Genomic DNA, 21,505 nt, shown 5'->3' with positions numbered 1-21,505 from the left:
GACGAAGGCGCGGCCCCGGGAAGCCGGGACCGCGCCTTCGTCGACGTTCTCTGCTACTCCACGCCGCGGATCGGCGGGTGGTGGAAGGTGTCGCCGAACGCACGCTCCGACGCCCCCACGCGGTCGAGATAGGGCGTGACGCCACCCATCTGGAACGGGTAGCCAGCCCCGAGGATCATGCACAGATCGATGTCCTCCGCCGCGGCGACCACCTGGTCTTCGAGCATCCGGTGGATCTCGTCGGCGAGGCCGTCCTCGAAGCGAATCCGGAGCGCATCCGCGGAGAGCGCCGTCGCGCCAGCCGGGCGGTGCTTGTCGACGATGGCCTGGGCTTTCGGGTCGATGCCCTTCACCTTGCCCTTGCCGTCCTTCTCGAGAATGTGGCCGAACTCAGCGAGCTCGTGCAATGCCTTGCTCTCGAAGAACCGGTCGGGGAAGGCAGCGTGGTGGGTGTCGAGCACGTGAGCTCCGACCTTGAGGCCGACCAGCTCGAGGAGCACGAAGGGGTCCATCGGAAGCCCGAACGGCCGGACGGCCTCGACCACAGTGTCAAACGACGTTCCCTGCTCGACGGCGTGCATCGCCTCGCCGAGAACCTTGGCGAGGACCCGGTTCACGACGAAGCCCGGTGTATCCCGGGTGATCACGGCGTTCTTGCGGAGGTTCTTCGCCGTCTCCATGGCGGTCGCGAGCGCAGCATCCGTCGTGTGCGGGGTGCGCACCACCTCGATGAGCGGCATGACCGCCACGGGGTTGAAGAAGTGGAATCCCACGACTCGCTCGGGGTGCTCCAGCTTCGCGCCGATCTGTTCGACCGAGAGGGACGACGTGTTGGTCGCGAGGATCGTCTCGGGGGAGATGAACTTCTCCACGTCGGCGAAGACGGACTGCTTGGCCTCGAGCTCCTCGAAGATCGCCTCGATCACCCAGTCGCAGGAGGCGAAGTCGGCCTTGTCCGTCGTGCCGGTCACGAGTGCCTTGAGACGGTTGGACTCATCGCGGGAGATGCGCCCCTTGCCCAGAAGCTCGTCGATCTCGCGGTGAATCCACGCGACACCGTCGTCGACGCGCGATTGGTCGAGATCGGTGATGACCACCGGGACCTGCAGCCGCCGGACGAAGAGGAGCGCGAACTGCCGGGCCATGAGCCCCGCCCCGATCACTCCGACCTTCGTCACCTTCTGGGCTAGCGCCTTGTCGGGAGCGCCCGCCGGTCGCTTCGCCCGCTTCTGGACGAGGTTGAAGGCGTAGATGCTCGCCCGGAACTGGTCCCCGCTGATGAGGTCGGCCAGCGCCTCGTCCTCGGCGGCGAATCCCGTCTTCTTGTCGCTGCTCTTGGCGGCCTTGAGGAGGTCGAGCGCGCGGTACGGGGACTTCGCGACGCGTCCGATCCGGCTCGCGAGCATCTTCTCGGCGATACCGATGGCGATGTCCCACTTCGCGACCCGCTCGATCTTGCCCGGCTCGTTCTTGCGCTTGACCTTGATGCGACCGGAGATGACCCCGTCCGCCCAGCGGATCGAGTCCTCGAGGAAGTTCGCGGGCTCGAACATGACATCGGCGATCCCGAGCTCGAAGGCCTCGGGGCCCTTGAGCATGCGGTTGTTCTTGAGCGGGTTCTCGATGACGACTTTGAGGGCGTTCTCGATTCCGATGAGGTTGGGGAGCAGCCAGGCGCCGCCCCAGCCGGGGATGATGCCGAGGAAGACCTCGGGCAGGGCGAGTGCCGGCACGGAGCTGTCGATCGTGCGGTAGTGCGCGTTGAGAGGGATCTCGACGCCGCCACCGAGCGCGAGGCCGTTGATGAAGACGAAGGACGGCACCCCGAGTTCGGAGAGCTTGCCGAGAGCCCAGTGGCCCAGTTGCGCCATCTGGAGCCCGGTCTCCCGGTCGGGGATTTCGCCCACCTTCGACAGGTCCGCTCCCGCGGCGAAGATGAAGGGCTTGCCGGTGACGGCGAGGCCAGCGATCTCCCCGCGGGATGCTCGCTCCTTCTGCTCGTCCAGTACTCCGGCGAACTCGAGAAGGGTCTGCGGGCCCAGGGTGTTCGGGCGGGTGTGGTCCATGCCGTTGTCGAGGGTGACGAGGGCGAGGGTCTTCCCTCCGGAGATCGGGACGTCCCGCACGAAGGAGTGTGTGACGACCTCGTCGGCGGAGAGCTCGGCGAGCTTGGCGAATCGGTCGGGGGTGGCCGTGGTCATTACTTCGCTCCCTTGTAGTGGGGGTTCTCCCAGATGACGCTGCCGCCCTGACCGAGCCCGATGCACATCGCGGTGAGACCGTAGCGGACATCCGGTCGCTCGGCGAACTGAGCTGCGAGCTGGATCATGAGGCGCACGCCGGATGAGGCGAGCGGATGCCCCATGGCGATCGCCCCGCCCCACTGGTTGACTCGGGGGTCCTCGTCGTCGATGCCGAAGTGATCGAGCAGCGAGAGCACCTGGACGGCGAAGGCCTCATTGAGCTCGAACAGGCCGATGTCGTCGATCGTGAGGCCCGCCTTGCGGAGCGCCTTCTCGGTCGAGGGGACAGGTCCAATGCCCATGATCTCGGGCTCGACTCCGGCGAACGCGAAGCTCACCATGCGCATCTTGGGGGACAGTCCGAGCTCCTTGGCGGCGTCGGCGCTCGCGATGATGCTCGCAGTTGCTCCGTCGTTGAGTCCCGACGAGTTGCCCGCGGTCACTCGGCCGTGCGGGCGGAACGGGGTCTTGAGGCCGGCTAGCCCTTCGAGGGTCGTCTCGGGCCGGAGTGCCTCGTCGCGAGTCGCCAGCCCCCAGCCCTCGTCGCTGCGAATGGCCACCGGGATCAGATCGGGCTGGATCTTGCCCGCCTCGTAGGCTGCGAAAGCCTTCTTCTGGCTGCCCATCGCGAAGCGGTCGGCGCGCTCCTTGGTCAGCTGCGGGAAGCGATCGTGGATGCGCTCCGCGGTGTTGCCCATGTTGAGGGCATCCGCACTGACGAGCTTCTCGGCGAGGAAACGGGGGTTCGGATCGGCGCCGAATCCCATGGGGTGGCGGCCCATGTGCTCGACACCGCCGGCGATGCCGATGTCGTACGCGCCGAAGCCGATCGCGCCGGCGATCGTCGTCACCGAGGTCATCGCACCGGCGCACATGCGATCAATGGCGTAGCCCGGGACTGAGCGCGGCAATCCCGCGAGGAGAGCTGCGGTGCGGCCGAGCGTCAGGCCCTGGTCACCGGTCTGGGTGGTCGCCGCGATCGCGACGTCGTCGTACCGGTCCTTCGGGATCTGCGGGTTGCGCTCCAGCAGGCCGATCATCGCCTTGACCACGAGGTCGTCTGCGCGCGTCTGCCAGTACATGCCCTTCTCGCCGGCGCGACCGAACGGGGTGCGGACCCCGTCGACGAATACGACTTCAGCTCTCTCGGCCACAATGCCTCCACTTTCCTTGGGTCGGAACGATCCTAAGGAGGCTCCCGAGAGGCACCGGAATCCTTTGATTCTTCCTACGAACCCTCGTCCGGTGCCTGTTCGGGGCTTTGGCTGGCTTCGACAAAGGCTTGCGCGATCACCTGTGCTGTTGCGTCAAGCTGCCACGGCCGCGCTCCGAGCGCCCGGAGAGCATCCCGGATGCTCGACTCGGTGGGCTCGCCCGGGGGCGTCCACGCGACCCGCCGGAGGGACTCGGGCGTCAACACATTCTCCAAGGGTATCGAGAGGGCGGACGCGACCTCGGTGACAGCAGCCCGCGCGAGCTTCAGCCGACGGTCCGCTTCCGGATTCTTCTCAGACCACACCCGCGGAGGTGGAACGCTGTCGCCCGCGACCCGCAGGGCGGGGAGGTCCTCGGTGGACAGACCGACCTGGATGGCGGCCCACCACCTATCGATCTGGGAGCGGCTCGCGCGCCCCGTGAACTCCTTGATGCCGGCCAGGTCGCGCTTGGACTCGGGCATCGCCCGTGCGGCGGCGACGAGAGCGGAGTCGGGCACGAGCCGTCCCGGCGCGATGTCGATCTCGCGTGCATAGGCATCCCGAGCCATCCAGAGCTCCCGAGCGATCGCGAGTCCGCGCTGTCCGCGGACCGTGTGGAGCCCGCCGAGTCTGCGCCACGGCTCCGCGCGGACGACGACGAAGTCTCGGGCGAGCACGGACTCGAACTCCTGGGCCGCGATGTCGGTCTTGCCGTCCCGCTCGAGAACGTCGGCGAGCTTCTCCTTGAGATCGACGAGCAGCTCCACGTCGAGCGCGGCATACACGAGCCAGGACTGGGGAAGGGGCCTCGTCGACCAGTCGGCCGCGGAGTGCTCTTTGGCAAGGTGGACTCCGAGCAGTTCCTCGACGACGGTGCCGAGGCCGACCCGCGGTAGGCCGGCGAGCCGGGCAGCGAGCTCCGTATCGAACAGCCGGGTGGGGTTGAGACCGACCTCGCGCAAGCACGTGAGGTCCTGACTCGCGGCGTGGAGGACCCACTCCTCACCCGCGATGACGTCGTTGAGCTCGGCGAAGTCGCCGATCGCCGGCGGATCGAACAGGAAGGTGCCGGAGCCGCGCCGGAAGATCTGGATGAGGTAGGCGCGCTGCGAATAGCGGTAGCCGGATGCCCGTTCCGCATCGATCGCGATCGGGCCGTGGCCACCGCGGATCGCCTCGACGGCCGCGAGGTAGCCGTGGCGATCGTCGATCACCTCGACGACCGCGTGCTCGGCCTGCACGGGGCCCTGCGCCTCGATCGGCGCAGGATTCTCGTCGGAGCTACTCACGACCTACTCGGCGGGCAGACAACAGGCTCACTCCCTCGGCCGCCGGCGGGAGTCCGGCGAGCATGCATAACAGGTCACCCCAGCTTTCCACATGACTGCCGAGGTGCTCATCCGTGGGCGTCCACGAGGCCCGGAGCTCGATCTGGGCGCCGTCGCCCTGGGACTCGAGCTCGCCGAAGCCGGTGGAGAGGATGCGCGTGGCTGTGCCCGAAGCGGCGAGGTGCTGAGCCCCGCGGTTGCGGAGCGCATCCAGAAGCCACGACCACGTGACGTCCGCGAGGAACGGGTCGACGCCCATCTCGTTCTCAAGGGGGGCTTGGGCGTAGCAGATCACTCTGAAGACGCCGTCCCATGCTTCAGGTGCCGAGGCGTCGTAGAGCAGGACGAAGCGGCCGGTCCCGAGATCGGAGTCGGCGCCGTGACGGGCGGGGGAGACATCCGCAGCGAGGGCGAACGACCATGGGGCGAGCGTACCGGGGGCGGGAATCTCGCTCACCACGAGCTCGGGCCGCATCGCGGCACGTTTGATGGAGTCGACGGCCGCCGCGAAGGGAGCAGGAGGCTGTGCTGTCTGCGTGTCGGGCACAGCAGAACACTAGGCTTGAGCGCGGATTTCCCCGGCGAGGCACGCCGCGGGCGATGCGAGGGCGAGGACTGATGGCACGCACGGGCGGCTCGTGGTCGGGGCGACGGATCGCAGTGGTGGCTGCCGCGCTCGCCCTCGGCGCGGTCGCGCTGTCGGCGGTGGGCGCGGCGGCCGCGGTGACGGTCTACTTCGCGCGAACGGTCGTGACGCCTCCCCGGCGCCGGGCGGAGGACTTGCGCATCCTCGCGGTCACGGAGTCGACCGTCACTCTCTCAGCGGCGGAGGACTCGCTCACGCCGGGCGAGTACAGCCTGTGGTTCTCTCAGGATGCCGGACACGCCCGCGTGGGGGAGATTCTCGAGTATTCGGCCGAGTCCGTGACGCGCGTGCTCCTCGGCGTCGATTTCGGCGACCTGCACTCCGCGCGTGCGGGCCGGTTCAGCGGGTGGTTCTACCTCTCTCCCGGTGAACTCGGAGTGCCGTGGGAGGACGTGTTCGTGGACACCGAGCTCGGTCCCGCACCGGCATGGCTTGTGCCGGCCGAGGCGCCAGGGGATCGGTGGGTCATCCAGGTGCACGGTCGCGCGGTCCGCCGACAGGAAGCGTTGCGTGCCATCCGCGTGTTCCGCGCCGCGGGTTACTCGAGCCTGGTGATCTCCTACCGCAACGACGGCGACGCCCCGCCCAGCCCGGACCACCGCTACGCGCTCGGCGACACCGAATGGCGCGACGTCGAGGCGGCGATCCGGTTCGCCCTCGATCGCGGCGCCCGCGAGGTCGTGCTCATGGGCTGGTCCATGGGAGGTGCGACCGTCCTGCAGTGTCTGACGCGCTCCGAACTCGCCTCGGTGGTGAGGGGAGTGGTTCTGGACTCGCCGGTCGTCGACTGGGTGACGGCTCTCGCCTACCAGGCCCAGCTCAACCGACTGCCGCCATTCGTCCGCGAGGGGGTTCTCACCCTCCTCTCGAATCGCTGGGCGGGCCCGATCACCGGGCAGTCTGCCCCGATCGACCTCACCCGCCTCGATCTGGTGGCGCGCGCCGCTGAGCTGTCGGTGCCGGTGCTCATCCTGCACAGCGTCGATGACGGCTTCGTACCCGCGACGGCTTCGGAGGCCCTCGCGTACGCGCGGCCCGACATCGTCACGTTCGAGCGGTTCACGACCGCCCGTCACACGAAGATCTGGAACTACGACCGCGAGCGCTGGGAGAGCGCCATCGCGGCCTGGCTCACGCGGCTCTCGTCGACCAGCGGGTGAAGACGAATCCGGCGTCGTCGACGAGCACGTGGCGGAGGGCGAGCGGGTGCTCGGACAGCGGCCCTGCCCCGAGGAGAGGGAGCGAGGCGTCCCTCAGCACCGGGCTCGTCGTGAGGCACACATCGTCCACGAGCCCCGCCTCCAGCATCGCCCCCGCGAGCGTGGGGCCGCCCTCGCACACGATGCTCGAGCAGCCGGCGTCGCGGAGCACCGCGAGCGCGTCGGCCGGATCGATCCGCCCGGCACTCGCGGAGGCGACGAGGATGAGGGCACCCGGCACCGCTCTCCGCGCGTCGTCGGCCGCTTCGGCCGGGCAGACGACGATCACGCGCTCTGCTTGGTCGGGGTCCAGGCGGTGGCCGCGCAGGTCGCCTGTCGAGGTGAGGATCGCGAGGCGGGAGCGGCGGGGGACCTGGTAGCCCTCCGTCCGCACGGAGGCGGCGCCCACGAGGACCGCGGCGCTCAGTTCGCGGATCACCCCCAGGATGCGCCGGTCGCTGGCGCTCGTGAGCGATTCCGACGTGCCGTCCGGCCCTGCGGCGCTCCCGTTCGCGCTCGACACGAGGTTGAGCCGCAGCCACTGGCTGCTGTCGGGGGAGTACCAGTCGAGCAGTCGAGCGCGCGAGGCCGCGTCATCCAGGTCGACCGATTCCGCGGGCTGCGGATGCACGCGGCTGACGATCACGCGGCGATCTTCTCGCGAACCTGCCGCTTCGTGCGGCCGAGCAGGGCCTTCATCCCGCGGATCCGGAGGGGGCTGACCGCTTCGGTCAGTCCGATCGTGTTGGGGTAGTCGTCGGGCACCGAGAGCACCTCGTCCGCGGTGAGTCCCGCGAGCCCCTGAACGAGGATCGACGCGAAACCGCGGGTCGTCGGCGCCTCCTTGGGCGCTGTGGCGTGGAGGTGCACGATCCCCTGCCCGTCGACCTCGACGAAGATGAAGACGGGTGACTGGCACTCCTCGACGCGCTCGAGCAGATCGGGGTGTTCTCGGTACCGCTCGGGGAGCTCGGGGAGCTCGTTCGAGAACTCGAGCAGTAGCTGAAGCCGGTCCCTCGTCTCGAGCGCGAGGAACTCCTCGCGGATCTCGGCGAGCTGGTGCGGGGTCGACTCGGTCACCCGATCAGCCTAAGCCGCTAGCGGGAGGGCACCGCGCCGGGGTCGGCGCCCTTGACGATCGGCACGCGGACCGCCGAGCCCCACTCGGTCCAGGACCCGTCGTAGTTACGGACCTTCTCGAAGCCCAGGAGGTGCGTGAGCACGAACCAGGTGTGGCTCGAGCGTTCGCCGATGCGGCAGTACGCCACGATGTCGTCGCCCTCCTTGAGGCCGGCGCCCTCGCGGTAGATGGCGTCGAGCTCCGGAACCGGCTTGAACGTGCCGTCCTCGGCGACGGCCTTCGCCCACGGCACGTTCTGAGCGCTCGGGATGTGGCCGGCGCGGAGCGCGCCCTCGTCCGGGTAGGCGGGGGCGGTGGTGCGCTCCCCGCTGTACTCCTCCGGGGAGCGGACGTCGACGAGGGGGTTGCCGAGATGGGCGAGGACGTCGTCCTTGTACGCGCGCAGCTTCGAGTCATCCCGCTCGACGACCGGGTAGTCGACCGGCGTCGGTTGCGGTACCTCGGTGGTGTAGGCGCGGCCGTCGGCCTCCCACTTGGCTCGGCCCCCGTCGAGCAGCCGCACGTCCTCGTGACCGAAGAGGCTGAAGACCCACAGCGCGTATGCGGCCCACCAGTTGTTCTTGTCGCCGTAGATCACCACCGTGGTGTCTCGAGAGATGCCCTTCGCACCGAGGAGCTTCGCGAATCCCTCGCCGTCGATGTAGTCACGCTCGACGGGGTCGTTGAGGTCGGTGTGCCAGTCGATCTTCACGGCGCCCTCGATATGGCCCGTCTCGTAGAGCAGGACGTCTTCGTCAGACTCGACGACGACGAGGCCGGGGGTACCGAGGTGGGCTTCGAGCCACTCTCCCGTCACGAGCCGGTCCGGGTGGGCGAACTGGGCGAGCTGCGGGGCCGGGTCGAGTTCGACGGGCATGGTTCCTCCAGTGGTCAGGGTCTGTCGGGATGCCCGGTCTCAGGCGGCTAGGCTTGACGGGCTCCCCGACGAATCTACGCATTGCCCCTGTGACCGCACAGGGGGCCCGTAAGAGTTCGACACATACCCCCGATTCAGATCGAGATCGCTCATGAGTGCCGAATCCCCGACCGCCCCCGGCCGGATCATCGATCGATCGCCTTCGCTCAGTGGCGCTGAGATGGTCGCTCAACTCGTGCCCCCGCGGCAGTTCGCGACGGCGAGTCTCGACAACTACCGACCCGACCGTGACTACCCGTCCCAAGGAGCCGCGGTCGCCGCCATCAGGACGTTTCTCTCCGGGTTCGGCGGCGGGGGCGGGGGAGGGCTGTTCTCCCGGCGCAAGTCCACGCCGGTCCTCCCCGGCATCTATCTGGACGGCGGGTTCGGCGTGGGTAAGACGCACTTGCTCGCCGCTCTCTGGCACGCCGCTCCCGGACGCAAGTACTTCGGGACCTTCATCGAGTACACGGCGCTCGTCGGCGCGCTCGGCTACGCCGAGACGGTCGCGCTTCTCAAGGGCGCCTCGCTGCTGTGCATCGACGAGTTCGAGCTCGACGACCCCGGCGACACGCGACTGATGGCCCGGTTGCTCGGCGAGCTCGCCGCATCCGGCACGAGGATGGCGGCGACGTCCAACACGCCGCCGAACGCGCTCGGCGAGGGCCGCTTCGCCGCGCAGGACTTCCTGCGCGAGATCGACTCGCTCGCGTCGCGGTTCACGACCCTGCGCATCGATGGCCTCGACTACCGTCGGCGGGACACGGATGCCCACGCGCGCGTCTCCGCCGACGTCGCCGCCGACCTCGCCGCCGTGACCGGACCGACCACCCTCGACGCCTTCCCGGACCTCCTCGCCCACCTCGCCCGGGTGCATCCGTCCCGCTATGTCCGCCTCGTCGAGGGGCTCGCTGCCGTCGGGCTCACCGGGGTCAGCGTGTTCGGAAGCCAGACGGACGCCCTTCGCTTCGTCGCCTTCGTCGACCGGCTCTACGACGGACAGGTCCGGGTCATCGCGGACGGAGTGCCTCTCGACTCGGTGTTCCCCGAGGACATGCTGTCCGGCGGCTACCGAAAGAAGTACCTCCGCGCGGTGTCGAGGCTCATCGCGCTGACCACCGGCACGGCCTAGCCTCCCGGTCGGCTTTTTCCCAGCAGGTCGGGGGCCCCCGAAACACACTGTTTACACGAGGCCCTCCCGTGTAACAGAACAGAAACACGCCCGGCACTCCCGGTGAAACCTCCCCTCGCCAAACTGGCTGGCGTACCCGAGGCACCCGCTCTCGCGACCCGACGGTGCATCCTTCGCAGCAACACAGAGAGGTACACAATGGATCAGGGCAACACTGCCTTCCTTCTCCTGGCATCAGCACTCGTGCTGTTGATGACGCCCGGACTGGCATTCTTCTACGGCGGCCTCGTCAAGGCGAAGAGCGTCATCAGCATGATGATGATGAGCTTCGGCGCGATCGGTCTTATCGGCGTCCTGTGGGCGATCTACGGCTACGCGATCGCGTTCCCGGGAGCCGAGGGGACGCTGTTCCCGTGGACGATCGACCCCGGAGCGATCTTCCTCGGCAACCTGCTGGAGACGCCGGAGGGCGCCGCCTTCCCGCCGCTCGCCTTCGTCGCCTTCCAGGCCACCTTCGCGATCATCACCGTCGCGCTCGTCTCGGGTGCCATCGCGGACCGGGCGAAGTTCGGCTCGTGGATGATCTTCGCGGGTATCTGGGCGACTGTCGTGTACTTCCCGGTCGCGAGCTGGGTCTTCAACTTCGGCCTGGCCGAGGACGGCAGCTTCGCCTACGGCGGCTGGATCACCCACGGCCTCCAGGACGTCTTCGGGCTCGGCGTGATCGACTTCGCCGGTGGAACCGCGGTGCACATCAACGCCGGTGCTGCGGCGCTCGCCCTCGCGCTCGTCCTCGGCAAGCGCGTCGGCTTCGCGAAGGGTGCCCACGTGCCCCACAACCCGCCGTTCGTTCTCCTCGGCGCCGGCCTCCTGTGGTTCGGCTGGTTCGGCTTCAACGCGGGCTCGGAGCTCGCGGCCGACAACACGGCGGCGATCGCATTCGTCAACACGATCATCGCGCCGGCCGCCGCGCTCCTGGCGTGGCTCGTCGTCGAGAAGATCCGCGACGGCAAGCCGACCTCGATCGGTGCCGCTTCGGGTGCCGTCGCCGGTCTCGTCGCCATCACGCCGGCCTGTGCCTCGCTCCTGCCGGGGTGGGCCATCCTCCTCGGTGTCCTCGCCGGTGCGCTCTGCGCCCTTGCGATCGACCTGAAGTTCAAGCTCGGCTTCGACGACTCCCTCGACGTGGTGGGCATCCACCTCGTCGGCGGTGTGATCGGAACGCTGTACCTGGGCTTCTTCGCCAACGGCACGGGCCTCTTCATGGGCGGCGACGGAACCCAGCTGCTCGTTCAGGCCATCGCGGCCTTCGCGGTGATGATCTACTCGTTCGTCCTGGCCTGGATCATCGGCTTCGCGATCGAGAAGACGATCGGCTTCCGCGTGAAGAACGAGGACGAGATCGCGGGCATCGACTCCATCGTCCACGGCGAAGAGGGCTACGTCCTCGCCGACGCGAAGTAGTTCCTGCACACAGTGATTGAGGGGTGTCGCTCTCCGGAGCGGCACCCCTTACTGTTGTGACCGTGGGGCAGACCGTGCACGACTGGCCGATCATCCTTCTGGCCGTGGGCTCCCTCGGCGCAATGGCAGCTTCTCTCGCTGTCCTGTACTCGAGGCTGCTCCCGGCGGGCTCCTGGCTCCACTCCTTCGGCATCTCGGCCGCGTGCGCCGCACTCGGCGCCGCCCTGTGGTTCGTCGTCATCGCCCTACTGATCCCCGAGGCGGTGACGGGCCTCTTCGTGCCGATCGGGATGATGGGCGCCGTCGCGGCGACCCTCGCGTCCATGGCCATGCGCGCGACCGACCCCCCGACGTCGGCGGTCCTCGTCTTCTCGGCGGCGTGGAGCCTTCTCGTCTTCGTGCCGGTGGCGCTGGCGACCTTCATTACGGGAGTCGTGGGTGTCGCGCCCGTCGATCACGCGGGCTCGCTCGTCGTCAATGTCGCCGGAGGAGCGGCAGCCTTCGGCATCCTCCTCGTGCGCAGCGAGCCGTCCGATGTGCCAGCGACCGTCGTGCCCCGCTGGGTGTCTGCTCTCGCCGTCACTCTCCTCGTGGGCGCCTGGCTCGCGTGGCTCGCCGCCGCAGAGCTCGCCTTCGACGAGGCCGCGGCGACGGCGGTCGGTAACGGAGTGCTCGGCGGTGCGGGAGGCGTCGTGGGCTGGCTCGCGGTGCAGCGCATTCGACACCAGTCGAGTTCGCTCGCTGCTGTCGCGGCCGGTCTCATGAGCGGACTTGTGGCGGTCAGTGCCGGTGCACCCCTGCTGTCCCCGGTCGCCGCAGTATCGACAGGGGTGATCGCCGGCGGCGTCGCCTGCCTTGTCACGCTCGGGCGTATAGTCGCATCGGGTCGTGAGCAGTGGTTCCTCCCGGGCACCCACCTCGTCGCGGGGGCGGTCGGACTCGTTCTCGTCGGGCTCGTAGCGAACGACGCCGGTTTCCTCTTCACCGGGCAGATCGGATTCATCCAGGACCAGCTCGTCAGCACCGTCGTCGTGTCTCTGTACTCCGCGGGGGTGTCGTTCCTGCTCTGGACACTCCTCGCGCGATTGCGTCGCCGCCGGACGACCTCGTGATCGAGCCGATCGACCCCGCTCCACCCGGATTGCCGGGACGCGTGGTCGCGAGTCAGCAGTGGCGGGATGTCACCTTCCTGCACTGGCGCAGCGACCCGGCGACGATCGCGCCCCTGCTGCCGGCCGGGTGCAGGCCGGACATCGCCGACGGAGCGACGTGGGTAGGGCTCATCGCGTTCCAACTCGCGCGCGCCACGCTAGGCCCATCGCCGGCGATCCCCTACTTCGGATCCTTCACGGAAGTGAACGTTCGGCTCTACGCGATCGATGCCTCAGGTCGGCGAGGAGTCGTGTTCCTCTCGCTGGAGGCATCCCGATTGGCCGCTGTGGTCGCGGCGAGGATGGCGTTCTCGATTCCGTACTTCTGGTCGTCGACCTCGCTGCGACGGTCGGCGGACGCCATCGAATACCGTGCGGACCGGCACGTCGGTGCCGGCCACTCGCGCCTCTCGATCCGCCCGGGGGCGCCGCTGGGGGAGTCCGCGCCGTTGGACGATTTCCTGACTGCGCGCTGGGGTCTGTTCGCGCGACGATGGGGCCGGACGCACTTCCTCCCCAATTCTCACGAGCGATGGCAGCTGCACTCTGCTGAGCTCCTCAGTCTCGATGACTCGTTGCTCGCTGCGGCGGGCGTGCCTGTTTCCGGTGCGCCGGAGTCCGTGCTCTTCAGCCCGGGCGTCACGGCTCGGTTCGGCCGTCCCCGTCCTGTGCCGGCGGGGTGATCGATTCGCCGAGGGCGATGCGGCTGAGAAGGGTTCCGCCGGCGACGGCAGCCGGCATCATGATCACCGCCCCGAGGGGGATGAGGAAGACGAGGTAGCTCGCGATGCCGAAGCCGAGTGTCCTGGCGCGGGACCGGCCGAGGGCCGCCCGCCGCTCCCTCAGCGTGCGACCCCGAGCGTCGAAGGCAAGGCCGGTGAGCTCGAGCGCCAGTAGCCAACCGCCGAACACGGCGCCGAGAACGAGGACGAGGATCTGCCCGACGACGGGGATCAGACCGATCACGAACAGCGCGAGCGCAAGCAGCACCGCGGGAATGACGAGACGGATGCCCGCCCCCACGCCCCTCCAGAACGCACGCCACCACGGCAGACCCGACTCCGGTACCTCGCCGAAGCGACGCTCGACGTGCATCCAGATCCGCTCGTAGAACGGCTGGCCGACGAGGAGGGTAAGGGTTGTGTAGGCGTAGACGGCGATGAGGATTGCTGCAGCCAGGAGGCCGAGACCGGCGAGGATGCGGGTCCCGGTGCGGTAGGGCTCCTCCCACCCAGCGGCGAACGGAGTGACCGCCTCCGCGATCCGCTCGAGGTTGGCGCCCAGGGCGATGATTCCCGCGACGAATGCAAGCCCGACGACGAGTGCGGGGATCATGCCGAGCACCATGAGCCTCGGAGCGCTCGCCCACACCCGGAGGCCGCGGAAGAGCATCCCGACTCCCGAGAGGAATTCGCTCACCGGGGTGGGTCGTCGCTCGCGCCGGGCCATGGGGGAACTCTAGCCCGCGGGAAGGGGAGATCTGGGTGGGCGATACCGGACTCGAACCGATGACCTCTTCCGTGTGAAGGAAGCGCGCTACCAACTGCGCCAATCGCCCGCGGGCTCCCATCTTGCCACAGCCCCCGGCGTGTCACGAATTGGCACGGCGTCGAATCATCGGTTAGTGTGTTCCAGCACGCAGAAATGCGAGCAACGCGGATGTGGCGCAGTGGTAGCGCATCACCTTGCCAAGGTGAGGGTCGCGAGTTCGAATCTCGTCATCCGCTCGAGTGGGAAGTGTCAGCCTCGCTGTCGCTACCCGCACGCGGTGGCGTGGCCGAGAGGCGAGGCAACGGCCTGCAAAGCCGTGTACACGGGTTCAAATCCCGTCGCCACCTCGAGGACCACACCTCGGTGTGACTCACAAGCACGGGCGATTGGCGCAGCGGTAGCGCGCTTCCCTGACACGGAAGAGGTCACTGGTTCGATCCCAGTATCGCCCACCAGAAGAGCCCCGGGAGACCGGGGCTCTCGTCATATCCGGCTCCCGACCGGCACTAAACTCGCCAGGGTGAGTAAGACCGGATTCGACCTGTTCACCGACCGATCCGTCGTCGCGATGCGCGTCAACGGCGAGCTCAAGGATCTCGCGGCGACGACGACAGAGTCGGACGTCGTCGAGCCGGTGACGATCGATTCGCCGGACGGCCTCAACATCCTCAGGCACTCGACTGCTCACGTGCTCGCGCAAGCCGTTCAGTCGATCAACCCCGACGCCAAGCTCGGCATCGGTCCGCCCGTCACGGACGGCTTCTACTACGACTTCGACGTCGAGCAGCCCTTCACCCCGGAGGACCTCAAGGCGATCGAGAAGGCGATGGACCGGATCATCCGCCAGGGCCAGCGCTTCCAGCGCCGGGTGGTGACGGATGACGAGGCTCGCGCGGAGCTCGCGAACGAGCCCTACAAGCTCGAGCTCATCGGGCTCAAGGGTTCTGCTGCCGAGGGCCAGGACGGCGAGTCCGTCGAAGTCGGCGGATCCGAGCTGACGATCTACGACAACGTCGACGGCAAGACCGGCGAGGTCTACTGGAAGGACCTGTGCCGGGGTCCGCACCTGCCGAACACCCGCATGATCGGTAACGGCTGGTCGCTCGTGCGCAACGCCGCCGCTTACTGGCGCGGCTCGGAGAAGAACAAGCAGCTCCAGCGCGTCTACGGCACTGCTTGGCCGACCAAGGAGGAACTGCGCGCCTACCAGGAGCGACAGGCGGAGGCCGCACGTCGCGACCACCGCAAGCTCGGTGCCGAGCTCGACCTGTTCTCGTTCCCGGAGGAGATCGGCTCCGGGCTCGCCGTCTTCCATCCGAAGGGCGGCATCGTCCGGGCCGAGATCGAGAACTACATGCGCGAGCGGCTGCTCGCCCATGAGTACGAGCTCGTCAACACCCCCCACATCACCAAGGGGCACCTCTACGAGATCAGCCAGCACCTCAACTGGTACCGCGACGGGATGTTCCCCCCCATGCACCTCGACGAGGAGACCGACGCCGAGGGCAACGTCACCCGGCAGGGGCAGGACTACTACCTCAAGCCCATGAACTGCCCGATGCACAACCTGATCTTCCGTGCGCGCGGCCGCAGCTACCGCGAACTGCCGCTGCGCCTCGCCGAGTTCGGCACGGTGTACCGGTACGAGAAGAGCGGAACCCTGCACGGCCTCACCCGGGTGCGCGGTCTGACCCAGGATGACGCGCACATCTACGTCACCCCCGACCAGGTCAAGGCGGAGATCGCCCGGCAGCTCGACTTCGTCTTCGAGACACTCCGCGGCTACGGGCTCGAGAACTTCTACCTCGAGCTGTCGACTCGCGACCCGGAGAAGTCCGTGGGCACCGACGAGCAGTGGGAGGTCGCGACCGAGACCCTGCGCGAAGTCGCGATCGACTCCGGACTGCAACTCGTCGCCGACCCCGGGGGAGCGGCCTTCTACGGCCCGAAGATCTCGGTCCAGGCCACCGACGCCATCGGGCGCACGTGGCAGCTCTCGACCGTGCAGCTCGACTTCAACCAGCCGGAGCTCTTCGAGCTCGAGTACACCGCCGCGGACGGCTCGCGCCAGCAGCCCGTCATGATCCACCGCGCGCTGCTCGGCTCCATCGAGCGGTTCTTCGCGATCCTGCTCGAGCACTACGCGGGAGCCTTCCCGGTGTGGCTCTCGCCTGTGCAGGTGGTGGGCATCCCCGTCTCCGAGGAGCACGAGGCCTACCTCGGCGCGATCATCGAGCGCCTGAAGTCCCACGGCGTGCGTGCCGAGCTCGACACCTCGAGCGACCGCATGCAGAAGAAGATCCGCACCCATACCCTTCAGAAGGTGCCGTACCAGCTCATCGCCGGTGCCGAGGACTCCGCCAACGGGTCGGTGAGCTTCCGGCTTCGGGACGGTAGCCAGGAGAACGGGATCCCCGTGGATGACGCGGTCGCCAGCATCCTCGAGGCGATTCGCACCAAGGCTCAGGTCTAGCGTGCGCGACTACGACGGCACCGAGCTCGGCAATGTCGAGAACGCGGCGTCCTTCGCGGCCGTCCCCGACGCCTTCCAGCGGCTGTGGACCCCGTACCGCATCGCATACATCAAGGCGAACAGCGAGCAAGAGCCGACGGGCGACGACTGTCCCTTCTGCACGGCCCCGACGCTCTCGGACGAGCAGGCTCTCATCGTGCACCGGGGCACGCACGCGTACGTGCTGCTCAACCTGTACCCCTACAACAGCGGACACGTGCTGGTGTGCCCGTACCGTCATGTTGCCACGTATGACGAAGCCACCGACGCGGAGGTCGCCGAGATCGGTAGGCTCACTCAGGTCGCGATGCGCGTGCTCACCGAGACCGCGCAGTGCCACGGCTTCAACATCGGCATGAACCAGGGCCGGATCGCGGGCGCCGGCGTCGCCGAGCACCTGCACCAGCACATCGTGCCGAGGTGGGCGCTCGACTCGAACTTCTTCCCCATCGTCGCGGGCACGAAGGCCGTTCCCCGCCTGCTCGGGGAGGTTCGCGAGGAGATCGCGAACGCCTGGCCCGCGGCCTGACACCAACCACGGGTGCTCGATTGGCCGCGGAGCGGCGCATCCACCCCCGCGTAGAATCTAGGAACATGAGCACGAACACCGAGACCACCGAGCCCGGCACCACGCGAGTCAAGCGCGGTCTTGCCGAGATGCTCAAGGGCGGCGTCATCATGGACGTCGTCACCGCCGAGCAGGCGAGGATCGCCGAGGACGCGGGAGCCGTCGCCGTGATGGCGCTCGAGCGCGTCCCGGCTGATATCCGCGCCCAGGGCGGCGTCGCCCGGATGAGCGACCCGGACCTCATCGACCAGATCATCGAGACGGTGTCGATCCCCGTCATGGCGAAGGCCCGCATCGGCCACTTCGTCGAGGCGCAGGTGCTCGAGGCCCTCAAGGTCGACTACATCGATGAGTCCGAGGTGCTCTCGCCCGCCGACTACGTCAACCACATCGACAAGTGGAACTTCACGGTCCCGTTCGTCTGCGGTGCGACGAATCTCGGCGAGGCTCTCCGCCGCATCACCGAGGGAGCGGCGATGATCCGGTCCAAGGGCGAGGCGGGCACGGGCGACGTCTCCGAGGCGACCAAGCACATCCGCACCATCACCGGCGAGATCAACGCGCTGAGGTCCAAGACCAAGGACGAGCTGTACGTCGCCGCCAAGGAGCTGCAGGCCCCCTACGAGCTCGTGCGCGAGGTCGCCGAAACCGGCAAGCTGCCCGTCGTGCTCTTTACGGCAGGCGGAGTGGCGACTCCCGCGGACGCGGCCCTCATGATGCAGCTCGGCGCGGACGGCGTGTTCGTCGGCTCCGGCATCTTCAAGTCGGGCAACCCCGCGCAGCGCGCGGCCGCCATCGTCAAGGCGACGACGTTCTACGACGACGCCTCGGTCATCGCCGAGGTCTCGCGGGGGCTCGGCGAGGCAATGGTCGGCATCAACGTCGCCGACCTCGCCGCGCCGCACCGCCTCGCCGAGCGTGGCTGGTAGCGCGCTCCCGGTCGGCGTCCTCGCCCTCCAGGGCGACGTTCGCGAGCACCTGGCGGTGCTCTCCGATCTGGGTGCGGATGCCCGGCCCGTACGCCGCCCGGAGGAGCTCGACGCCGTCCGCGGGCTCGTGATCCCCGGCGGCGAGTCGAGCGTGATGGACAAGCTCAGCCGGCTCTTCGGGATGCGGGAGCCGTTGAGGCAAGCGATCGCCGACGGCATGCCCTTCTATGGGACGTGTGCGGGTCTGATCATGCTCTCCGACACCGTGCTCGACGCGATCGAGGGTCAGCAGACGCTCGGGGGTCTCGACGTCGTGGTCCGGCGGAATGCATTCGGCGCTCAGGTCGATTCGTTCGAGACCGATCTCGACATCCCCGTGATCGGCGATCCGCCGGTGCACGCGGTGTTCATTCGAGCACCCGTCGTCGAGTCGGTCGGTGCCGCCGTCGATGTCCTCGCGGCTCTGGGTGACGACCGGATCGTCGCCGTCGAGCAGGGGGCGCTGCTCGGGACGTCGTTCCATCCCGAGATCACGGGGGACACCCGCTTTCACGAGTACTTCCTGTCGAAGGTGCGCTCCGCCTGATCAGGGTGCCGGGCATCCTGGCATCATGGGCGCATGAGACTGTACTCGGATTTCGCCGACCACCGGGCCCGTCAGATCACCGCGGACGTCATCGCGATCGTGCAGATCGGGCTGTGGGTCTGGCTCGGGGTGAGCGTCTTCACGGTGGTCAACAGCCTTGCCGGGTTCGGCCAGCAGATGGAGCAGGCGGGCGCCGGGTTCCGCGAGACGATGACCGAGGTGGGGGAGTCCCTCGGCAACGTTCCGCTCATCGGCGGAGGCATCCGGGTGCCGTTCGACGGGGCGAGCCAGGCCGGCGGCGCGCTCGAGGCGGCGGGGCAGTCGCAGCAGGATGCGGTGCTGCAGCTGGCGCTCGTGCTCGGCATCGGCATCGCCGCACTCCCGATCGTGATGATCCTCGTACTGTGGTTGATCCCTCGCATCCGCTTCGTCCGAAGGGCCGGTCGGGCTCGACGCGTCCTCGAGAGCGCGGCCGGGGTCGACCTCCTCGCCCTGCGGGCCCTCGCCACGCAGAAGCTCTCCGCGATCGCGAAGATCGACACGGATGCGATGGCCGCGTGGAGGCGCGGCGACGACCGTGTGCTGCGCGAGCTCGCCGCGCTCGAGCTCAAGTCGTCAGGGGTGCGGATTCAGTCCTGATCGATGCGTCGTGCTTTCGGTCGGGATCCTCGGACAACCTCGAACGGGGTCAGTCCTCGAACGTCGCGCGCTGACCCCAGGGACGCGGTGCCTCGCTCCGAGCGGTCGACGCGCGCGGTGTAGCCGAAGACGAGCGACACGCGCACCTCGGGTTGGTTGTGGCGTCGCATCCGTCGCACGAGCGCGAGCTCGAAACCGTCGTCGGCCGGCCCCCACTGCGCCTCGAGCTCGTCGACCTCGCCGTGCTGCGGGCGCCAGTCGTCGATGAAGTGCTGCATCGCGCGGATGCCCTCAGCCAGCGTGAGCGAGTCCAGCTCGAGCCGTTCTTCCGCGAGGAGGCGGAGGAGAGCGTTTCGCGCGTACGCGATTCGGAACCAGCGTGAGGGCACCCGCCGATGCTACGGCAGGGGGCGGCCCGGCGCCTGGATAGGATGTTCTGCATGTCAGGCCACTCCAAATGGGCGACGACGAAGCACAAGAAGGCCGTCATCGACGCGCGCCGTGCCAAGTCCTTCGCCAAGCTCATCAAGAACATCGAGGTCGCCGCGAAGATCGGCGGTGCTGACCTCGCCGGCAACCCGACGCTCTTCGACGCCGTCCAGAAGGCGAAGAAGACCTCGGTGCCCAACGACAACATCGACCGCGCGATCAAGCGCGGGGCGGGCATCTCGGGCGAGGCGGTCGACTACCAGACGATCATGTACGAGGGCTACGGGCCCAACGGCGTGGCTCTGCTCATCGAGTGCCTCACCGACAACAAGAACCGCGCCGCCGCTGACGTCCGTACCGCGATGAGCCGCAACGGCGGCACCCTCGCCGACCCCGGCAGCGTCGCGTACAACTTCCAGCGCAAGGGCGTCATCTCCATCACCAAGACCGACGCCGTGACCGAGGATGCGATCCTCGAAGCGGTGCTCGATGCGGGTGCCGAGGAGGTCAAGGACCAGGGCGGTGGCTTCGAGGTCATCACGGAGCCCTCGCAGCTCGTCGAGGCGCGCACGGCCCTCCAAGAGGCGGGTATCGACTACGACTCGGCCGAGTCCGAGTTCGTGCCGAACCTCGAGGTCGACGTCGACGCGGAGACCGCGCGCAAGGTGTTCAGGCTCATCGACGCCCTCGAGGACTCCGACGACGTTCAGAACATTTATTCGAACTTCGCCGTGTCGCCCGAGGTTCAGGCCGAATTGGACGAAGACTAGAGGCATGTCACTTCGAGTCCTCGGTATCGACCCTGGGCTCACCCGGTGCGGCGTCGGCATCGTCGATGTATCGCCGACCCGGGTTGCGACGCTCGTGAGCGTCTCCGTCATCCGGACTCCGCCGGAGCTCGCCCTCGAGCAGCGCCTCCTCGCGGTGGCGCAGGGGATCGCGGCGGCGATCGACGAGTTCGCCCCCGCAGCAGTCGCTCTCGAGAGGGTCTTCGCGCAGCACAACCTCCGCACGGTGATGGCTACCGCTCAAGCGAGTGGGGTGGCGCTCCAGGTGGCCGCGTCGCGCGGATTGAGCGTCGGGCTGCACACGCCGAGCGAGGTCAAGGCGGCGATCACGGGGTACGGCAGTGCGGACAAGCGACAGGTGGGAACGATGGTGGCGCGCGTGCTGCGACTCGAGGAGGTCCCCCGACCGGCGGACGCGGCGGATGCCCTCGCCCTCGCCATCTGCCACGCGTGGCGGTCGGGCGCCTCGGGTGCCCCGAGCGCTCCGGGCGTGCGGGTGACCGCGCTGACTCCCGCTCAGCGTGCGTGGCGTGATGCGGAGAACGCGACCCGGAAGGTCGGCTCGTGATCGCCTCGGTGCGCGGAACGGTTCTCGCCGCCCTCGGAACCACGGCGGTCATCGAGGTTGGCGGAGTGGGGTTCAGCGTGCAGGTCACACCTCAGCACGCGCTCGCGCTCCGGGTCGGGGCAGAGGCGATGCTGCACACCGCGCTCATCGTCCGCGAGGACGACCTCTCCCTCTACGGTTTCGCGGACGCCGACGAGCTGCAGGTCTTCGATCTGCTCCGGTCCGTCACCGGAGTCGGTCCGAAGAGCGCACTCGGTGTGCTCGCTGCGATGAGTCCGGTCGAGGTGTCGCACGCCGTCGCGGTCGAGGACGACGCGGCATTCCGCAAGGTCTCCGGTATCGGGCCCAAGACGGCCAAGCTCATCACGGTGTCGCTCGCGGGAAAGCTCTCCGTGGTGGCACCGGCTCGGGCATCCGGAGCTCGGGTCGCCACCACCGTGGGGGAGGACGTGACCGTCGCCCTCGTCGGCCTCGGCTGGCCGGAGCGAGTCGCGGCCCAAGCGGTCGAGGATGCTCTCGCCGTCGCGACCGACGCCGACCGAGCCGCCGTGCCCGCGCTCCTTCGCCTGGCCCTCGCCTCCCTCGGGCCGAGGAGCTGAC

At 68.4% G+C, this 21,505-nt stretch carries 22 protein-coding genes and 4 tRNA genes; 16 read left to right on the top strand and 10 right to left on the bottom strand.

Annotated features, from left to right (window positions below):
- Positions 1-53: 53 nt before the first annotated feature.
- The 4 genes from Q5716_RS07510 to Q5716_RS07495 all read right to left on the bottom strand — a co-directional run bounded on the left by Q5716_RS07510 (position 54) and on the right by Q5716_RS07495 (position 5,314).
- Entirely contained in the window at positions 54-2,201 is a 2,148-nt protein-coding gene (locus Q5716_RS07510) for a 3-hydroxyacyl-CoA dehydrogenase NAD-binding domain-containing protein (RefSeq protein WP_305002455.1), read from the bottom strand.
- A complete protein-coding gene (locus tag Q5716_RS07505; protein ID WP_305002454.1) occupies positions 2,201-3,397 on the bottom strand; it encodes a thiolase family protein in 1,197 nt (398 codons plus the stop codon). Before Q5716_RS07505 ends, Q5716_RS07510 begins: the two co-directional genes overlap by 1 nt.
- A 74-nt stretch (positions 3,398-3,471) precedes the next feature.
- Positions 3,472-4,698: a ribonuclease D gene (locus Q5716_RS07500; RefSeq protein ID WP_434056607.1), complete on the bottom strand. Its 1,227-nt coding sequence runs from the start codon at positions 4,696-4,698 to the stop codon at positions 3,472-3,474.
- 22 nt (positions 4,699-4,720) lie between these two features.
- The gene (locus Q5716_RS07495) at positions 4,721-5,314 is read right to left on the bottom strand and encodes a DUF3000 domain-containing protein (RefSeq protein ID WP_305002453.1); all 594 of its coding nucleotides are present in this window, start codon (positions 5,312-5,314) and stop codon (positions 4,721-4,723) included.
- A 71-nt stretch (positions 5,315-5,385) separates the two neighbouring features.
- On the opposite strand from Q5716_RS07495, the gene Q5716_RS07490 reads away from it, so the two are divergent.
- On the top strand, positions 5,386-6,573 hold the full coding sequence (locus Q5716_RS07490) for an alpha/beta hydrolase family protein (protein WP_305002452.1): 1,188 nt from the start codon (positions 5,386-5,388) through the stop codon (positions 6,571-6,573).
- On the opposite strand, the gene Q5716_RS07485 is transcribed toward Q5716_RS07490, so the two are convergent.
- Genes Q5716_RS07485 through Q5716_RS07475 form a run of 3 tightly spaced genes read right to left on the bottom strand, consistent with a single transcriptional unit; the run spans position 6,545 to position 8,609 of the window.
- Positions 6,545-7,258 carry a dihydrofolate reductase family protein gene (locus Q5716_RS07485; protein WP_305002451.1) on the bottom strand — a complete coding sequence of 238 codons (714 nt, stop codon included), beginning with the start codon at positions 7,256-7,258 and terminating at the stop codon, positions 6,545-6,547. The genes Q5716_RS07490 and Q5716_RS07485 overlap by 29 nt on opposite strands.
- Entirely contained in the window at positions 7,255-7,692 is a 438-nt protein-coding gene (locus Q5716_RS07480; RefSeq protein WP_305002450.1) for a SufE family protein, read from the bottom strand. Before Q5716_RS07480 ends, Q5716_RS07485 begins: the two co-directional genes overlap by 4 nt.
- A gap of 17 nt (positions 7,693-7,709) precedes the next feature.
- Positions 7,710-8,609 carry a sulfurtransferase gene (locus Q5716_RS07475; protein ID WP_305002449.1) on the bottom strand — a complete coding sequence of 300 codons (900 nt, stop codon included), beginning with the start codon at positions 8,607-8,609 and terminating at the stop codon, positions 7,710-7,712.
- A 151-nt stretch (positions 8,610-8,760) separates the two neighbouring features.
- Between Q5716_RS07475 and zapE the strand changes: the two genes are divergently transcribed.
- The 4 genes from zapE (at position 8,761) to Q5716_RS07455 (ending at position 13,078) form a co-directional block, all read left to right on the top strand.
- Complete coding sequence (zapE, locus tag Q5716_RS07470; protein WP_305002448.1) at positions 8,761-9,780, top strand: cell division protein ZapE; 1,020 nt, start codon at positions 8,761-8,763, stop codon at positions 9,778-9,780.
- Between the two features lie 198 nt (positions 9,781-9,978).
- Positions 9,979-11,244 carry an ammonium transporter gene (locus Q5716_RS07465; RefSeq protein WP_305002447.1) on the top strand — a complete coding sequence of 422 codons (1,266 nt, stop codon included), beginning with the start codon at positions 9,979-9,981 and terminating at the stop codon, positions 11,242-11,244.
- A gap of 23 nt (positions 11,245-11,267) precedes the next feature.
- Entirely contained in the window at positions 11,268-12,356 is a 1,089-nt protein-coding gene (locus Q5716_RS07460; protein ID WP_305002446.1) for a hypothetical protein, read from the top strand.
- The gene (locus Q5716_RS07455; protein ID WP_305002445.1) at positions 12,353-13,078 is read left to right on the top strand and encodes a YqjF family protein; all 726 of its coding nucleotides are present in this window, start codon (positions 12,353-12,355) and stop codon (positions 13,076-13,078) included. The genes Q5716_RS07460 and Q5716_RS07455 overlap by 4 nt, the downstream gene beginning before the upstream one ends.
- On the opposite strand, the gene Q5716_RS07450 is transcribed toward Q5716_RS07455, so the two are convergent.
- A complete protein-coding gene (locus Q5716_RS07450) occupies positions 13,035-13,844 on the bottom strand; it encodes an EI24 domain-containing protein (protein ID WP_305002444.1) in 810 nt (269 codons plus the stop codon). The two genes, Q5716_RS07455 and Q5716_RS07450, sit on opposite strands and share 44 nt — an antisense overlap.
- A 36-nt stretch (positions 13,845-13,880) precedes the next feature.
- Positions 13,881-13,953, bottom strand: a tRNA-Val gene (locus Q5716_RS07445).
- Positions 13,954-14,050: 97 nt separating this feature from the next.
- Here Q5716_RS07445 and Q5716_RS07440 point away from each other — a divergent pair.
- The 8 genes from Q5716_RS07440 (at position 14,051) to Q5716_RS07405 (ending at position 19,120) form a co-directional block, all read left to right on the top strand.
- A tRNA-Gly gene (locus tag Q5716_RS07440) sits at positions 14,051-14,122 on the top strand.
- A gap of 40 nt (positions 14,123-14,162) precedes the next feature.
- Positions 14,163-14,233, top strand: a tRNA-Cys gene (locus tag Q5716_RS07435).
- 33 nt (positions 14,234-14,266) lie between these two features.
- Positions 14,267-14,341: transfer RNA gene (locus tag Q5716_RS07430), tRNA-Val, on the top strand.
- Positions 14,342-14,454: 113 nt separating this feature from the next.
- Positions 14,455-16,359, top strand: a complete 1,905-nt coding sequence (gene thrS / locus Q5716_RS07425; protein ID WP_305002988.1) for a threonine--tRNA ligase — start codon at positions 14,455-14,457, stop codon at positions 16,357-16,359.
- Position 16,360: 1 nt separating this feature from the next.
- Complete coding sequence (locus Q5716_RS07420; RefSeq protein WP_305002443.1) at positions 16,361-16,927, top strand: HIT family protein; 567 nt, start codon at positions 16,361-16,363, stop codon at positions 16,925-16,927.
- Between the two features lie 65 nt (positions 16,928-16,992).
- Positions 16,993-17,895 carry a pyridoxal 5'-phosphate synthase lyase subunit PdxS gene (gene pdxS, locus Q5716_RS07415; RefSeq protein WP_305002442.1) on the top strand — a complete coding sequence of 301 codons (903 nt, stop codon included), beginning with the start codon at positions 16,993-16,995 and terminating at the stop codon, positions 17,893-17,895.
- On the top strand, positions 17,885-18,481 hold the full coding sequence (pdxT, locus tag Q5716_RS07410; RefSeq protein ID WP_305002441.1) for a pyridoxal 5'-phosphate synthase glutaminase subunit PdxT: 597 nt from the start codon (positions 17,885-17,887) through the stop codon (positions 18,479-18,481). Before pdxS ends, pdxT begins: the two co-directional genes overlap by 11 nt.
- Before the next feature lie 33 nt (positions 18,482-18,514).
- Complete coding sequence (locus tag Q5716_RS07405) at positions 18,515-19,120, top strand: hypothetical protein (RefSeq protein WP_305002440.1); 606 nt, start codon at positions 18,515-18,517, stop codon at positions 19,118-19,120.
- On the opposite strand, the gene Q5716_RS07400 is transcribed toward Q5716_RS07405, so the two are convergent.
- Complete coding sequence (locus tag Q5716_RS07400; RefSeq protein ID WP_305002439.1) at positions 19,111-19,509, bottom strand: hypothetical protein; 399 nt, start codon at positions 19,507-19,509, stop codon at positions 19,111-19,113. The two genes, Q5716_RS07405 and Q5716_RS07400, sit on opposite strands and share 10 nt — an antisense overlap.
- A 51-nt stretch (positions 19,510-19,560) precedes the next feature.
- On the opposite strand from Q5716_RS07400, the gene Q5716_RS07395 reads away from it, so the two are divergent.
- Genes Q5716_RS07395 through ruvA form a run of 3 tightly spaced genes read left to right on the top strand, consistent with a single transcriptional unit; the run spans position 19,561 to position 21,504 of the window.
- The gene (locus Q5716_RS07395; protein ID WP_305002438.1) at positions 19,561-20,319 is read left to right on the top strand and encodes a YebC/PmpR family DNA-binding transcriptional regulator; all 759 of its coding nucleotides are present in this window, start codon (positions 19,561-19,563) and stop codon (positions 20,317-20,319) included.
- 4 nt (positions 20,320-20,323) lie between these two features.
- The gene (gene ruvC / locus Q5716_RS07390) at positions 20,324-20,905 is read left to right on the top strand and encodes a crossover junction endodeoxyribonuclease RuvC (protein ID WP_305002437.1); all 582 of its coding nucleotides are present in this window, start codon (positions 20,324-20,326) and stop codon (positions 20,903-20,905) included.
- Positions 20,902-21,504, top strand: a complete 603-nt coding sequence (ruvA, locus tag Q5716_RS07385; RefSeq protein WP_305002436.1) for a Holliday junction branch migration protein RuvA — start codon at positions 20,902-20,904, stop codon at positions 21,502-21,504. Before ruvC ends, ruvA begins: the two co-directional genes overlap by 4 nt.
- The last annotated feature ends 1 nt before the right edge of the window (position 21,505 follow it).

It is taken from the genome of Antiquaquibacter soli, from assembly GCF_030580675.1.
Taxonomy (GTDB): Bacteria; Actinomycetota; Actinomycetes; order Actinomycetales; family Microbacteriaceae; genus Rhodoglobus; species Rhodoglobus soli.
Note: the sequence above shows the minus strand (reverse complement) of the source record. Positions and strands in the feature narration are given on the sequence as shown.

Excerpts from the sequence above, each read along its gene's own strand:
- Q5716_RS07510 (WP_305002455.1), bottom strand. The coding sequence starts at position 2,201 with ATGACCACGGCCACCCCCGACCGATTCGCCAAGCTCGCCGAGCTCTCC.
- Q5716_RS07490 (WP_305002452.1), top strand. The coding sequence starts at position 5,386 with ATGGCACGCACGGGCGGCTCGTGGTCGGGGCGACGGATCGCAGTGGTG.
- Q5716_RS07475 (WP_305002449.1), bottom strand. The coding sequence starts at position 8,609 with ATGCCCGTCGAACTCGACCCGGCCCCGCAGCTCGCCCAGTTCGCCCAC.
- zapE (WP_305002448.1), top strand. The coding sequence starts at position 8,761 with ATGAGTGCCGAATCCCCGACCGCCCCCGGCCGGATCATCGATCGATCG.
- Q5716_RS07465 (WP_305002447.1), top strand. The coding sequence starts at position 9,979 with ATGGATCAGGGCAACACTGCCTTCCTTCTCCTGGCATCAGCACTCGTG.
- Q5716_RS07450 (WP_305002444.1), bottom strand. The coding sequence starts at position 13,844 with ATGGCCCGGCGCGAGCGACGACCCACCCCGGTGAGCGAATTCCTCTCG.
- thrS (WP_305002988.1), top strand. The coding sequence starts at position 14,455 with ATGCGCGTCAACGGCGAGCTCAAGGATCTCGCGGCGACGACGACAGAG.
- pdxS (WP_305002442.1), top strand. The coding sequence starts at position 16,993 with ATGAGCACGAACACCGAGACCACCGAGCCCGGCACCACGCGAGTCAAG.
- Q5716_RS07405 (WP_305002440.1), top strand. The coding sequence starts at position 18,515 with ATGAGACTGTACTCGGATTTCGCCGACCACCGGGCCCGTCAGATCACC.
- Q5716_RS07395 (WP_305002438.1), top strand. The coding sequence starts at position 19,561 with ATGTCAGGCCACTCCAAATGGGCGACGACGAAGCACAAGAAGGCCGTC.
- ruvC (WP_305002437.1), top strand. The coding sequence starts at position 20,324 with ATGTCACTTCGAGTCCTCGGTATCGACCCTGGGCTCACCCGGTGCGGC.